This is a genomic window from Pseudomonas sp. ADAK21 (genome assembly GCF_012935735.1).
Classification (GTDB): Bacteria; Pseudomonadota; Gammaproteobacteria; order Pseudomonadales; family Pseudomonadaceae; genus Aquipseudomonas; species Aquipseudomonas proteolytica.
On the sequence record NZ_CP052857.1, the window covers coordinates 1538711 to 1553369 of the forward strand.

12 protein-coding genes and 1 pseudogene are annotated in these 14659 nt (G+C 60.7%); 5 read left to right on the plus strand and 8 right to left on the minus strand.

Going from position 1 to position 14659, the window contains the following annotated elements:
- Window positions 1–12: 12 nt before the first annotated feature.
- On the minus strand, window positions 13–513 hold the full coding sequence (locus tag HKK57_RS07030; RefSeq protein WP_070993951.1) for a M48 metallopeptidase family protein: 501 nt from the start codon (window positions 511–513) through the stop codon (window positions 13–15).
- A gap of 42 nt (window positions 514–555) precedes the next feature.
- Window positions 556–2676 (minus strand): putative bifunctional diguanylate cyclase/phosphodiesterase, encoded by a 2121-nt coding sequence (locus tag HKK57_RS07035; RefSeq protein ID WP_029297339.1) that lies wholly within the window; start codon window positions 2674–2676, stop codon window positions 556–558.
- Between the two features lie 318 nt (window positions 2677–2994).
- Between HKK57_RS07035 and HKK57_RS07040 the strand changes: the two genes are divergently transcribed.
- Window positions 2995–3660, plus strand: a complete 666-nt coding sequence (locus tag HKK57_RS07040) for a polysaccharide lyase family 7 protein (RefSeq protein ID WP_029297342.1) — start codon at window positions 2995–2997, stop codon at window positions 3658–3660.
- A 131-nt stretch (window positions 3661–3791) separates the two neighbouring features.
- Window positions 3792–5021, plus strand: a complete 1230-nt coding sequence (gene alr, locus HKK57_RS07045; protein ID WP_029297345.1) for an alanine racemase — start codon at window positions 3792–3794, stop codon at window positions 5019–5021.
- Between the two features lie 193 nt (window positions 5022–5214).
- Here the strand turns inward: alr and fba are convergent, their stop codons facing one another.
- The 6 genes and pseudogenes from fba to tkt all read right to left on the minus strand — a co-directional run bounded on the left by fba (window position 5215) and on the right by tkt (window position 11565).
- A complete protein-coding gene (fba, locus tag HKK57_RS07050) occupies window positions 5215–6279 on the minus strand; it encodes a class II fructose-bisphosphate aldolase (protein ID WP_029297347.1) in 1065 nt (354 codons plus the stop codon).
- Between the two features lie 264 nt (window positions 6280–6543).
- Window positions 6544–6877 (minus strand): annotated as a pseudogene (locus HKK57_RS07055) (MliC family protein).
- Between the two features lie 60 nt (window positions 6878–6937).
- The gene (locus HKK57_RS07060) at window positions 6938–7159 is read right to left on the minus strand and encodes a hypothetical protein (protein ID WP_029297352.1); all 222 of its coding nucleotides are present in this window, start codon (window positions 7157–7159) and stop codon (window positions 6938–6940) included.
- A 29-nt stretch (window positions 7160–7188) separates the two neighbouring features.
- Window positions 7189–8352 (minus strand): phosphoglycerate kinase, encoded by a 1164-nt coding sequence (locus tag HKK57_RS07065; protein ID WP_029297354.1) that lies wholly within the window; start codon window positions 8350–8352, stop codon window positions 7189–7191.
- Window positions 8353–8369: 17 nt separating this feature from the next.
- The gene (gene epd, locus HKK57_RS07070) at window positions 8370–9425 is read right to left on the minus strand and encodes an erythrose-4-phosphate dehydrogenase (protein WP_169389973.1); all 1056 of its coding nucleotides are present in this window, start codon (window positions 9423–9425) and stop codon (window positions 8370–8372) included.
- Between the two features lie 142 nt (window positions 9426–9567).
- A complete protein-coding gene (gene tkt, locus HKK57_RS07075) occupies window positions 9568–11565 on the minus strand; it encodes a transketolase (RefSeq protein WP_057440233.1) in 1998 nt (665 codons plus the stop codon).
- A 260-nt stretch (window positions 11566–11825) separates the two neighbouring features.
- Here tkt and HKK57_RS07080 point away from each other — a divergent pair, with 260 nt between their 5' ends.
- The 3 genes from HKK57_RS07080 (at window position 11826) to HKK57_RS07090 (ending at window position 14631) form a co-directional block, all read left to right on the plus strand.
- Complete coding sequence (locus HKK57_RS07080) at window positions 11826–12821, plus strand: ArsR/SmtB family transcription factor (protein WP_169389974.1); 996 nt, start codon at window positions 11826–11828, stop codon at window positions 12819–12821.
- A 19-nt stretch (window positions 12822–12840) separates the two neighbouring features.
- A complete protein-coding gene (gene metK, locus HKK57_RS07085; protein WP_029297363.1) occupies window positions 12841–14031 on the plus strand; it encodes a methionine adenosyltransferase in 1191 nt (396 codons plus the stop codon).
- Window positions 14032–14283: 252 nt separating this feature from the next.
- On the plus strand, window positions 14284–14631 hold the full coding sequence (locus tag HKK57_RS07090; protein ID WP_070993955.1) for a DUF1090 family protein: 348 nt from the start codon (window positions 14284–14286) through the stop codon (window positions 14629–14631).
- Window positions 14632–14659: the final 28 nt, after the last annotated feature.

The window sequence follows — 14659 nt, forward strand, 5'->3', positions numbered from 1 at the left end:
GTCGCCTTGTGTTTAGCACTTGCCCTGCAAGTCGCGATAAGTCAGGTACACCCGCAGGTCGAATTCCACCTGATGGTAGCCGGGCATCATGTATTCGCAGAGTTTATAGAACGCCTTGTTGTGGTCCGATTCCTTGAAGTGCGCTAGTTCGTGGACGACGATCATCTTCAGGAATTGCGGCGCGGCCTCCTTGAACAACGCAGCGATGCGGATCTCTTTCTTGGACTTGAGGTTGCCACCCTGCACCCGCGAGATCGTGGTATGCAGGCCCAGGGCGCGGTGGGTCAGGTCCAGGCGGTTGTCGAACAGCACTTTGTCGATGGCTGGCGCGTTGCGCAGGTGTTCCTGCTTCAGGGCCTGGGCGTAGCTGTACAGCGCCTTGTCACTCTGCACCGCATGGCGCTCGGGGTAACGCTGGTGCAGGTAGTCACCCAGTTGATCCTTGGCGATCAATTGGCGCACTTGCTCTTGCAGGGCGGCGGGATAGGCCTGGAGGTATTTCAGCGCAGTCATGGGTTCGAACGGCAGGGGCGTGAGGTCGCCAGTGTAGCGAATTCAGCAGGGGCCTGCGCGCAGCGCGAAAGGCTGCGGCCACAGGGAAATATCTTCGGCGGTCAGGGGCAGGGCCACCAGCGGCCCCTGGATAAACTGGCAGCCATTGGCCTGCAGCCAGTGGCATTGCTCAAGGGTTTCTACACCTTCGGCAATCACCAACAAGCCGAAGTGCCCGCACAGTTCGATAATGCTGCGGGCCAGCGCGGCCTCCCGTGGCGAGCCGAGCACGCGGGCCACCAGGCCGGGGTCGAGCTTGAGGGTGTCGAACTCCAGGTCACGCAGATGGGCCAGGGAGCAGTTGCCCAAGCCGAAGTCATCCAGGGCAATGCGCACCCCCAGGCGGCGCAGCTGCTTGAGTTGCTTGATGGACTCTTCAATATTGTGCATCAGGCTTTCTTCAGCGATTTCCACCTCCAGTTGCCGCCCGTGCAGCCCATGTCGCTCCATTGCCTGCTGCAGTTGAGGCGCCAGGTTGGGCATATTGAACTGGCTGCTGCTCAGGCTCACGCTGAGCACCCAGTCGTCGCTCATGACCGAGGCCCAGGCCTGGCGCGCCAATGCCACCTGATGGTAAATCCAACTGCTGAGCTGGCTGATCAGGCGCGCCTCCTCCAACAGAGGCATGAACAACCCCGGCGGCACATCGCCCACACTCGGGTGCTGCCAGCGCAACAAGGCTTCGACACCGCGTAGGTGCCCGTCCAGCAGGGACACCTGGGGCTGGTACACCAACGTCACCTGCTTGTTGTCGATGGCCTCGCGCACGCTGCTTTCAAGCATCAGGCGCGAGCGGGCCCGGCCGTTCATTTCCTGATCGTAATAGCGATATTGCTGACGCCCTGCCCGCTTGGCTTCGTACATGGCGATATCGGCGGCACGCAGCAGGCCGGACAAATCGCGACCGCAATCGGGGAAGGTGGCAATGCCGATACTGACCCCCAGCATGACCTCCAGGCCATCCACCTGCTGGCAGATCGATACCCGCTCGATCAACTGTTCGGCGAGCTTGGCGGCCTGTTCCGGGTATTCCAACTCCAGCAGCGCGACGAACTCATCGCCGCCAAGGCGGCCAAGAATGTCACAACTGCGCAGGCACAGTTCCAACTGCTCCGAGACCCAGCGCAGCACCCGGTCGCCGGCGTCGTGCCCCACCGAATCGTTGACCCGCTTGAAACCGTCCAGGTCCATGTAGAGCAGCACTGTGGAATGTTCGCTGCGCTCGTTGCGCAGCAGGATCGTCTCCACGGTCTGGTAGAAACCACGCCGGTTGAGCAAACCGGTGAGCGGATCGGTGACGGCCTGGGATTCCAGTTGCTGATGCAGATGGCGCACCTGGGACATGTCTTGCACCGTCACCACCATGGCCTTCTGCTCCCGGGGCAGTGGCGCACAGGACATCGCCACCGGCAACTGCTGGCCGGGTGCGGTGCGCAGGATTGCATCATGCAGGCGCCAGGTTTCGCCACGCAGGTAGCCGGTATACAGCTCGCAGCTGAACCAGTCAGGCATATGGGGTTTTTGCAGGAAGCCCAGGAACGCCTGGCCTTGCAACTCGTCCACAGTGGCATTGAGCAATCGTGAAATGGCCGGATTGGCGTAGCTGACGACTCCGTCCTCGCCCACCACCAGAATGCCCTCGGCGGCATTGTCGAGCACCGAGGCATTAAAGGCCCGGGCCGCCTCCAGGTCATGACTCAGACGCTGCAAGGCGCGGCGGTTGCGCTGATGCTCCAGCAAGGCCTGGACCTTGGGCTTGAGAATATGCGGGTCGAAGGGTTTGAACAGATAGTCGATGGCGCCACTGGCATAGCCTTCGAGCACAGCGGCGGGCGATTGCTCAGTGGCACTCAGGAAGATGATCGGTGTCATGCGGGTGCGCTGGCTGCCGCGCATCAAGCGCGCCACTTCGAAGCCATCCATGCCCGGCATGCGCACATCCAGCAGCACCAGGTCGACATCACGCGCCAGTAGCAGCCCCAGGGCTTCCTCGCCGGAACCCGCAGTCAACACCTGCCAATCCTCGCGCTGCAGGAGCGCGCGCATGCTGATCAGGTTTTCCGGATAGTCATCGACTACCAGGAGCACTGAAGAGCCTTCGGCCAGGGTTGGAACGGATTCCATACTGCGTCTCTTCCTTGAGGGTTCACTCCGGTCAATTTTGAGATAAAACCGGACACTTAATGTGGAGTCACTCTAGCCTTGGATCATTTAAAGCAGAAGGCACGACGGGGCCATCATTGCGCCAAAGAGCACACAACCGACTAACGGTCAGGCGCTACAGCCCCCGAACTACGGGAAAGATGGCTTTTTGACAGACTATTGGCGCCAATAAACCGCCTAAAACTTATTAACAAACAGTTACCAGCCGCTTATAAAGAACGCGCCAACCCATGGGCCAAAGCCTTTTGACCCTTCTTCCGTACAGCAAAGGCGCACTCCATGATTGATCTGTCCACCTGGAACCTGAGCATCCCTGTTGGCACTCCGCCCGCCACCATCGACACCCCTAAACTGCTCAGCGGCTTCAAGGGCAAGTACTTCCAGGCCGAAGGCAGCAGCGTGCAATTCTGGTCCCCCGTCACCGGTACCCGCACCGAAAATGCGATCTACCCGCGCAGCGAACTGCGCGAAACCTATGCCGATGGCCGGCTGCGCAACTGGACTTACCCCGAAGCCGACAACTACCTGCGCGCCACCCTGGCCATCAACCAGGTGCCCTCCTCGGGCAAGATTGTCATCGGTCAGATCCACGCCTATGACAGCCAGAAACCGCTGGTCAAAGTCGAATACCAGTACAAGGAAAAAACCCAGACCGGCAACATCGTCGCCAAAGTGCGCATGCGCCCGGATGACAGCAAGGGCCGGGTAATTATCGTGGCCGAGAATGTGCCACTGGCGCGCAACTTCACCTACGTCATCCACCTGAACAAGGCCGGCCTGTTGAGCGTGGAGGCCGCCAACGGCCAATGGAACGAACGCCTCGGCGCGGCCTGGGGCAAAAAACCGTTGTACTTCAAAGCCGGCGTGTATGTGCAAGACAACAGCGGCGACAGCAAAGAGGGCGGCAAAGTGACATTTGCCAAGCTGGATATCGATCACAACTGACAGTCCGATCATTCTCACGACGCTTTAGGACAGAACCGCGACCCTGGGTCTCGACTTTCTTGTAGGACAATTCGAGTATGGCGCCGCGCACGCGCAATGCTTCCCTATAAGAAAGTCATGGAGACTCACCAATGCCCTTCACTCGCACCCTACTCGCCCTTTCCATGGGCATGGTTATGCTGCAAAACCCGGCCTTTGCGGCCCCGCCGTTGTCGATGACCGACGGGGTGGCCCAGGTCAATATCCAGGACAGCAACGCCTGGGTTGAAATCAGCAAAGCCGCGTTCGAACACAACATCCGCACCCTGCAAACCAGCCTCGCCGACAAGTCGAAAATCTGCGCCGTGCTCAAGGCAGACGCTTATGGCCACGGTATCGGCCTGCTGATGCCGTCGGTGATCAAGCTGGGCGTGCCTTGCGTCGGCGTAGCCAGCAATGAAGAAGCCCGCGTGGTACGTGAAAGCGGCTTCAAGGGCCAACTGATCCGCGTGCGTACCGCCGCGCTGAGCGAGCTGGAAGCGGCGCTGCCGTACAACATGGAAGAGCTGGTGGGCAACCTCGACTTCGCCGTGCGCGCCAGCCTGATCGCCGAACATCATGGCCGCCCATTGGTGGTACACCTGGGCCTGAACTCCAGCGGCATGAGCCGCAACGGCGTAGAAATGACCACCGCCCAAGGCCGGCGCGATGCCGTAGCCATCACCAAGGTGCCGAACCTGGAAGTGAAGGCGATCATGACCCACTTCGCCGTCGAAGACGCCGCCGACGTGCGCGCCGGCCTCAAGGCCTTCAACGAGCAAGCCAACTGGCTGATCAACGTCGCCCAACTGGACCGCAGCAAAATCACCCTGCACGCCGCCAACTCCTTCGCCACCCTGGAAGTGCCCGAGTCGCGCCTGGACATGGTGCGCCCCGGCGGCCTGCTGTTCGGCGACACCGTACCGTCGTTCACCGCCTACAAGCGCGTGATGCAGTTCAAGTCCCACGTGGCCTCGGTCAACAGCTACCCCAAGGGCAACACCGTCGGCTACGACCGCACCTACACCCTGGCGCGGGACTCGAAACTGGCGAATATCACCGTGGGCTATTCCGACGGCTATCGTCGAGCGTTCACCAACAAAGGCATCGTGCTGATCAATGGGCATCGGGTGCCGGTGGTGGGCAAAGTGTCGATGAACACCTTGATGGTCGACGTCACCGATGTGCCGACCGTAAAAAGTGGCGATGAAGTGGTGTTGTTTGGCAAGCAGGGGAATGTGCAGACGACCCAGGCCGAGGTTGAGGATATCAATGGGGCGCTGTTGGCCGATCTCTACACCGTCTGGGGCAACTCGAACCCCAAAGTGCTGGTTGATCAATAAGCACCGCAAATCAAATGTGGGAGCGGGCTTGCCCGCGATGGCGGTGGGTCAGACAAATGTATTGGCTGAACCACCGCAATCGCGAGCAAGCCCGCTCCCACATTATTTTTCAGTGTTTGGAAGGTCAGGCTCGGCTATAAGCCGCTCATAAAAAACCCGCATCGCTGCGGGTTTCTTTTTAAACGCTTTAGGCTTAGTTCACCTTGGCGTTCAGCTCACCTTTGAGATAACGCTGGTACATCGCTTCCAACGACACCGGCTTGATCTTCGAAGCATTGCCGGCAGTGCCGAACGCTTCGTAACGCGCGATACACACATCACGCATCGCCGTCACGGTGGCGCCGAAGAATTTACGTGGATCAAATTCACTCGGGTTGGTGGCCATCAGGCGACGCATTGCACCGGTGGACGCCAGGCGCAGGTCGGTGTCGATGTTGACCTTGCGTACGCCGTGCTTGATACCTTCGACGATTTCTTCAACCGGTACGCCGTAGGTTTCTTTGATGTCGCCGCCGTACTGGTTGATGATTGCCAGCCACTCTTGCGGTACCGAGGAAGAACCGTGCATCACCAGGTGGGTGTTGGGGATGCGTTTGTGGATTTCCTTGATGCGGTCGATCGCCAGCACGTCGCCGGTAGGTGGCTTGGTGAACTTGTAGGCACCGTGGCTGGTACCGATGGCGATGGCCAGGGCGTCGACCTGGGTGCGCTTGACGAAGTCAGCGGCTTCTTCCGGGTCGGTCAGCATCTGGCTGTGATCCAGCACGCCTTCGGCGCCGATGCCGTCTTCTTCACCGGCCATGCCGGTTTCCAACGAACCCAGGCAGCCCAGCTCGCCTTCTACCGACACACCGCAGGCGTGGGCCAGGGCTACGGTTTGTTGGGTGACGCGTACGTTGTAGTCGTAGTCGGTCGGGGTCTTGCCGTCTTCGCCCAGGGAGCCGTCCATCATCACCGAGCTGAAGCCCAGTTGGATGGAGCGCTGGCATACATCAGGGCTGGTGCCGTGGTCCTGGTGCATGCACACCGGGATGTGTGGGAATTCTTCGATTGCCGCGAGGATCAGGTGACGCAGGAACGGGGCACCGGCGTATTTACGCGCACCGGCAGAAGCCTGGACGATCACTGGGGAGTCGGTCTTGTCAGCGGCTTCCATGATGGCGCGCATCTGCTCAAGGTTGTTGACGTTAAAGGCTGGAACGCCGTAGCCGAACTCGGCTGCGTGGTCCAGCATTTGACGCATGCTGATAAGTGCCATTGTGTTGTCTCTCCCGGTCGAGGGTCGTTAATCGTGCAAGCCTGCCGTAGCGGCGGCTGCTATTCAAGTTATTGCAGATCAAGGAATTGGACCTTGGCCTGCTGAATCGTTATTGCTAGTGGGCCTGACCCAACTTCCAGTCTGGAACCGAATCATGTGGGAGCTGGCTTGCCTGCGATCGCGGTGTACCAGACACCGAATTCGCCAACTGACCCAGCGCTTTCGCGGGCAAGCCCGCTCCTACATGAGATTTTCAGTTCTGTGTTACTGAGCCTTGCAGCCTCGGCCGATCAAATCGTCGGTGGCGACCCAATAAACCAGGCCTTCCTCACCTTTGGTATGAAATGCCAACTGCTCATTGCTATACAGCGCCCCGGAGGCCGCCACGTCTTCCTTGAGGCGATACACCTGGTCGGAGCCGCCGAGGCGGACATCCACCTGCTTGCGGTCAGTATCGACAAACCGCCAGTTAACCTGGGCCTGGCTGTCGCATACCCAGGTGGTCCATGTGTCTTGCTGGGGCTCTGCCTTTGAACATGTTCAGGTTGGCACAACCGGCCAATAGAGCCAGTGCTGCCAGGGCGATAACGCCTTTCATTGCCAATCCTCGAACGGCGGCTTGTGGCCGCCGGTGCTGTCGGTTAGTGAATCAGACCCGTCAAGGGCAACCCTGTTCCTTACCTTTGGGCGGGGAGTCGTATTTCTCCAGCCCGTCGGGCCCTATGCGCTTGCTGATCACCGGCATGGTCTCCGCCTGCCAGTCGGACTGGTAACAGCCCTTGTGCGGCGCAGCCCCTGGGGCCTCTGCTGGCGCCTTGGGCGCGCTGCCGCAGCCGGCCAACAGGCCTGCTGCAATCACCAGCGCGAATGGCTTGATCATGGGAATGCTCCTTTTCCAGGCCGTGGGCCTCAGCCCTTGGCTCGGCTTTCCAGCACTTCAACGGCAGGCAGCACCTTGCCTTCGACAAACTCAAGAAACGCGCCGCCACCGGTAGAAATGTAGGAGATCTGCTCAGCAACGCCATATTTATCGATGGCCGCCAGGGTGTCGCCACCACCGGCAATCGAGAATGCCGAGCTTTCGGCAATCGCCTTGGCCAGCACTTTGGTGCCGTTGCCAAACTGGTCGAACTCGAACACACCGACCGGGCCGTTCCACAGGATGGTCTGGGAGGCTTTCAGCAGTTCAGCGAAGTTCGCCGCAGTTTGCGGGCCGATATCCAGGATCATATCGTCAGCGGCCACGTCAGCAATCAGCTTGACGGTGGCTTCGGCGCTTTCGGCGAACTCCTTGGCCACTACCACGTCCACCGGCAGCGGCACGCTGACCTTGGCGGCGATGGCGCGAGCGGTGTCCAGCAGATCCGGCTCGTACAGGGACTTGCCGACCGGGTGGCCAGCAGCGGCCAGGAAGGTGTTGGCAATGCCGCCGCCAACGATCAGTTGGTTGCAGATCTGGCTCAGGCTGTTGAGCACGTCCAGCTTGGTCGACACCTTGGAGCCAGCCACGATGGCGGCCATTGGCTGGGCCGGTGCGCCCAGGGCCTTGCCCAGTGCATCCAGCTCGGCAGCCAGCAGCGGGCCAGCAGCGGCGACCTTGGCGAACTTGGCCACGCCATGGGTCGAACCCTCGGCGCGGTGCGCAGTGCCAAAAGCGTCCATCACAAACACGTCGCACAGGGCCGCGTATTGCTGGGCCAGTTCGTCGCTGTTCTTCTTCTCGCCCTTGTTGAAGCGCACGTTTTCGAACAGCACGATGTCGCCGGCCTTGACCTCGACGCCACCCAGGTAATCAGCCACCAAAGGCACTTCGCGGCCCAGGGCCTTGCTCAGGTAGTCGGCTACAGGCTTGAGGCTGTTTTCGGCAGAGAACTCACCTTCGGTCGGACGACCCAGGTGGGAGCAGACCATCACGGCCGCGCCTTTTTCCAGGGCCAGCTTGATGGTCGGCAGCGAAGCCAGGATTCGCGCATCGCTGGTGACTACACCGTCCTTGACTGGGACGTTGAGGTCTTCGCGGATCAGTACGCGCTTACCTTGCAGATCGAGGTCGGTCATCTTCAACACGGTCATGGGTCGCAGTTCCTGAATTACTGTTGAGGTTGTTTAGTAGCGATGTGCAGATAGTGCTCTGCTACGTCGAGCATGCGGTTGGCAAAGCCCCATTCGTTATCGAACCAGGCCAGGATATTCACCAGCCTTGGCCCGGAAACACGGGTCTGGCTGGCATCCACGATGGCCGAATGCGGGTCGTGGTTGAAATCACAACTGGCGTGCGGCAACTCGGTGTAGGCCAGCAAGCCTTTGAGCGGGCCGCTGGTGGCGGCGTCGCGCAGGATACGGTTGACCTCGGCGGCATCGGTATCGCTGACGGTTTGCATGGTGATATCCAGGCACGACACGTTCACCGTCGGCACGCGCACTGCTTTGGCCTGGATTCGTCCGGCAAGTTCCGGCAGCAGGCGTTCAATACCACGAGCCAGGCCGGTGGACACCGGAATCACCGACTGGAACGCCGAACGGGTGCGGCGCAGGTCTTCATGGTGGTAGGCGTCAATCACCGGCTGGTCGTTCATCGCCGAGTGAATGGTGGTAATCGACACATACTCCAGGCCAATCGCCTGGTCCAGCAGGCGCAGCAGAGGCACGCCGCAATTGGTGGTGCAGGAGGCGTTGGACACCAACACCTCCTCACCGGTCAGGCAGTCCTGGTTGACGCCGTAGACGATGGTGGCGTCGACATCCGCCTCGCTGGCCATCGGCTGGGAAAACAGCACGCGCGGTGCGCCGGCGTCGACGAATCGCTGGCCATCGGCACGGGTGTTATAGGCACCGGAGCATTCCAACACCAGGTCGACGCCCAGCGCCGCCCAGTCGATGCCCTCGGGCGTGGCACTGCGCAAGACCTTCACGCAGTTGCCATTGATATGCAGACAATCGCCGTCGATCCGCACTTCGCCGGGGAACCGGCCGTGGGTGGAGTCGAAGCGTGTCAGGTATTCGATGCTGGCCATGTCAGCCAGATCGTTGATTGCCACAATTTCAAACCCAGCCGCCGCCCCTCGCTCGAACAGAGCACGCAAGACGCAACGACCAATGCGGCCGTAGCCGTTGAGTGCAACTTTGTAGGGACGGGGTTGAGGCATGGGGTTCTCGATTACCTTGGGTAATGGGGTGAATGTGCCGCCGCCTTCGCGAGCAAGCCCGCTCCCACAGTTGAAATGCATTCCAAATGTGGGAGCGGGCTTGCTCGCGAAGGCGTCAGTACAGCTACCCCAATCTACAGCCTTAGTCTTCCAGCAGCTCTTCAGCCTGACCCAGGATGTTTTCCAGGGTGAAACCGAACTCTTCGAACAACGCTGGCGCCGGCGCCGACTCACCGTAGGTGGTCATGCCGATCACGCGGCCTTCCAGGCCCACGTACTTGTACCAGTAGTCGGCGTGAGCCGCTTCGATGGCGATACGCGCGCTGACCTGCAACGGCAGGACCGATTGCTTGTAGTCCGCGTCCTGGGCTTCGAACACGCTGGTGCACGGCATGGACACGACACGCACGTTGCGGCCCTGGGCAGTCAGCTTGTCGTACGCCTGAACGGTCAGGCCCACTTCGGAACCGGTGGAGATCAGGATCAGCTCCGGCTCGCCGATGCAGTCCTTGAGCACGTAGCCGCCACGGCTGATGTCGGCGATCTGCGCGTCGGTACGCACTTGGTGCTGCAGGTTCTGACGCGAGAAGATCAGCGCCGAAGGGCCGTCCTTGCGCTCGATCGCGTGCTTCCAGGCCACGGCCGATTCCACCGCGTCGGCTGGGCGCCAGCAATCCAGGTTCGGCGTGGTGCGCAGGCTGGTCAGTTGCTCGACCGGCTGGTGCGTCGGGCCGTCTTCACCCAGGCCGATGGAGTCGTGGGTGTACACATGGATCACACGCTTCTTCATCAGCGCAGCCATGCGCACGGCATTGCGCGCATATTCCATGAACATCAGGAAGGTCGCGCCGTAAGGCACCAGGCCGCCGTGCAGGGCAACGCCGTTCATGATGGCGCTCATGCCGAACTCGCGCACGCCGTAGTACATGTAGTTGCCGCTGGCGTCTTCAGCCGAGACACCTTTGCAACCTTTCCACAGGGTCAGGTTGGAACCGGCCAGGTCAGCCGAACCACCGAGGAACTCAGGCAGCAACGGGCCAAAGGCGTTGAGGGTGTTCTGGCTGGCTTTACGGCTGGCGATGGTCTCGCCCTTGGCCGCGACTTCGGCGATGTAGGCCGAGGCTTTTTCCGAGAAATCAGCAGGCAGGTCGCCAGCCAGGCGGCGTACCAGTTCGTTGGCCAGCTCCGGGAACTCTGCGGAGTAGGCCGCAAAACGCTGGTCCCACTCGGCTTCTGCGGCGCGGCCGGCTTCCTTGGCGTCCCACTCGGCGTAGATATCAGCCGGGATTTCGAACGGGCCATGGTTCCACTTCAGCGCTTCGCGGGTCAGGGCGATTTCCGCGTCACCCAGTGGGGCACCGTGGCAGTCTTCCTTGCCTTGTTTGTTCGGCGAACCGAAGCCGATGGTGGTCTTGCAGCAGATCAGGGTCGGCTGCTCGCTTTTACGCGCGGTTTCGATGGCGGTCTTGATCTCTTCCGGATCGTGGCCGTCGACGTTGCGGATCACCTGCCAGTTGTAGGCTTCGAAACGCTTTGGCGTGTCGTCGGTGAACCAGCCTTCGACTTCGCCGTCGATGGAGATGCCGTTGTCATCGTAGAAGGCAATCAGTTTGCCCAGGCCCAGGGTACCGGCCAGGGAGCTGACTTCGTGGGAAATGCCTTCCATCATGCAGCCATCACCCAGGAACACATAGGTGTGGTGGTCGACAACGTTGTGGCCGGGACGGTTGAACTGCGCCGCCAGGACTTTTTCTGCCAGGGCAAAACCCACGGCATTGGCCAGGCCTTGGCCCAGGGGACCGGTGGTGGTCTCGACGCCTGGGGTGTAGCCGAATTCCGGGTGGCCCGGGGTGCGGCTGTGCAGTTGGCGGAACTGCTTGAGGTCGTCGATGGACAGGTCGTAACCGGTCAGGTGCAGCAACGAATAGATCAACATCGAGCCATGGCCGTTGGACAGCACGAAGCGGTCACGATCGGCAAACGATGGGTTGCTCGGGTTGTGTTTCAGGTAGTCACGCCAAAGTACCTCGGCGATATCCGCCATGCCCATCGGGGCACCGGGATGGCCGCTGTTGGCTTTTTGCACGGCATCCATGCTGAGGGCACGAATGGCGTTGGCACGCTCACGACGGCTGGGCATCGCTGATCTCCTGGGGGTTGAATAAAAGAAACGGAAAAAAGGACCGGCATTTTCCCTCAGCCAAGGCCTCAGGGGCAATGACAGATACCGACTTATGTGGGTTTTTCCTGTGGTTTGGACTGCATTGACAGCAAGAACACTTCCCGCCGTTCGTCTAAAGGTTATAGCGCCTGCTTATAACCACCGATTATCGACCAATATCAAAACTTTTTGATATTGGCCTTGCGGGGATTTGACCTCATCACTAGACTGCTGGCCTTATGAACTTACCTGCGCCTTCCATTCGCCCCGACGATTGCGATGAGCTGGCGGCCCTGTGCAAGGCCGGCGGTGATCCGCTGCGCCTGAATGTACTGCGCGCCCTGGCCAACGACTCGTTTGGCGTGCTGGAACTGGCGCGGATCTTTGCCATCGGCCAGTCCGGCATGAGCCACCATTTGAAGGTGCTGGCCCAGGCTGACCTGGTAGCCACCCGCCGTGAAGGCAATGCGATTTTTTACCGTCGCGCCCTGCCCCACAACGATTTGCTGGGTGGCAAGCTGCACGCTGCATTGCTTGAAGAAGTAGACAACCTGGCCCTGCCGGCTGACGTGCAATCGCGGATCGCTCAGGTCCACGGGCAACGCGCCGCCGCCAGCCAGGACTTTTTCTCACGGGTGGCGGACAAGTTTCGCGCCCAGCAGGACCTGATTGCCGGGCTGCCTCAATACCGCGAAAGCGTGCTGGCGCTGCTCGACAAGCTGGGCTTCAACCCAGGTGCCACGGCGCTGGAAGTCGGGCCGGGCGATGGCGGGTTCCTGCCGGACCTGGCACGGCGCTTCCACCAGGTGACGGCGCTGGACAACAGCCCGGCCATGCTGGAGCTGGCGCGCCAGTTGTGCGAGCGCGAGCACTTGGGCAACGTCAGCCTGCAACTGGCCGATGCCTTGAATGATGTAGGGCTGCAAGCCGACTGCGTGGTGTTGAACATGGTCCTTCACCATTTCGCCGCACCGGCCGATGCGCTCAGGCAGATGGCCGGTTTGCTGCAACCGGGCGGTAGCCTGCTGGTAACTGATTTATGCAGCCACAACCAGAGTTGGGCCAGGGAGGCCTGCGGTGATCTATGGTTGGGGTTTGAACAGGACGATCTGGCCCGTTGGGCCACCGCTGCGGGACTCGTTCCCGGGGAAAGCCTCTATGTAGGCTTACGTAATGGTTTCCAGATTCAGGTCCGCCACTTTCAGCGGCCATCTGGCGACACTCACCATCGGTAAATATCAGGAAAACATCGAGATGAGCGAATATTCCCTTTTCACCTCCGAGTCCGTGTCTGAAGGGCATCCGGACAAAATCGCCGACCAGATTTCTGATGCGGTGCTGGACGCCATCATTGCTGAAGACAAGTTCGCCCGCGTGGCGTGCGAGACGCTGGTGAAAACGGGCGTGGCGATCATCGCCGGTGAAGTCACCACCTCGGCCTGGGTCGACCTGGAGCAGATCGTCCGTGACGTGATCACCGACATCGGCTACACCAGCTCCGACGTCGGCTTCGACGGCGCGACCTGCGGCGTGATGAACATCATCGGCAAGCAGTCGCCTGACATCAACCAGGGTGTCGACCGTGCCAAGCCGGAAGACCAGGGCGCCGGCGACCAGGGCCTGATGTTCGGCTACGCCAGCAACGAAACCGACGTGCTGATGCCGGCGCCGATCACCTTCTCCCACCAGTTGGTCAAACGCCAGGCCGAAGCCCGTAAATCCGGCCTGCTGCCTTGGCTGCGCCCGGACGCCAAGTCCCAGGTGACCTGCCGTTACGAAGGCGGCAAAGTGGTGGGCATCGACGCCGTGGTGCTGTCGACCCAGCACAACCCGGAAGTTTCCTACAAAGACCTGCGCGAAGGCGTCATGGAGCTGATCGTCAAGCACGTGCTGCCTGCCGAACTGCTGACCAAGGACACCCAGTTCCACATCAACCCGACCGGCCAGTTCATCATTGGTGGCCCGGTGGGCGACTGCGGCCTGACCGGGCGCAAGATCATCGTCGACAGCTACGGCGGCATGGCCCGTCACGGCGGTGGTGCATTCTCCGGCAAGGATCCTTCCAAGGTTGACCGCTCGGCAGCCTACGCCGGTCGTTATGTGGCCAAGAACATCGTCGCCGCCGGCCTGGCCGAGCGTTGCGAGATTCAGGTTTCCTACGCCATTGGTGTGGCACAGCCTACGTCGATCTCGCTGAATACCTTCGGTACCGGCAAGATCAGCGACGACAAGATCGTCAAGCTGGTGCGTGAGATCTTCGACCTGCGTCCGTACGCAATCACCACCATGCTCGACCTGCTGCACCCGATGTACCAGGAAACCGCGGCCTACGGCCACTTCGGTCGTACCCCTGAACAGAAGACCGTCGGCGACGACACCTTCACCACGTTCACCTGGGAAAAAACCGACCGCGCCGACGACCTGCGTACCGCTGCCGGCCTGTAATCGCAGCACGTAGCACCCAAAGCCCCGCCGGGTTTTCCCGGCGGGGCTTTTTGTTGCGCTTTTTTTGCGGGTGGGGGTTAGCGCGAGACGGCGAACCTGGCAAATAGTTCACATTTATTGGATCCAAACCTTGCAGGCTAAATGATGGCCCTCTAGAATCCGCGCCCTCCCGAGCGCTCAACCACATTGGATATTGCATTGCGCCTGCTCGGGACAGCCAAGTGCGCAGGCAATCGAACATTGAGGTTTTTCATGCGTATTTCCACGTTCGCCCCTGCTGCCGTCCTGTTCAGCCTGTTCGCCCTGCCAGTGCAAGCCGCTGACCTGAGCGGCCTGACTGGCGCCCTGACGTCCCAGCTGGGCGGCGCTACCGGCAACTGCGAAAAACAGAGCCAGGAGCTGCAAGCCAAAGTCGACGCCGCCAAAGCCAACGGCGAAGACCTGAAAGTGAAGGCCATGCAGGCTGCACTGGACCAGGTAAACAAAGGTTGCAAAAAAGTCGGCGAGTCCCAAGGCAAGCTCGACGAAGCCTCGCAAAAGCAGCAGGCCAAGGCTGACAGCAACGACACCGTGAAAGCCCTGGGCGGTCTGTTCAAGTAAGCAGAAACACCCGGTAAAAAGCCTCGCG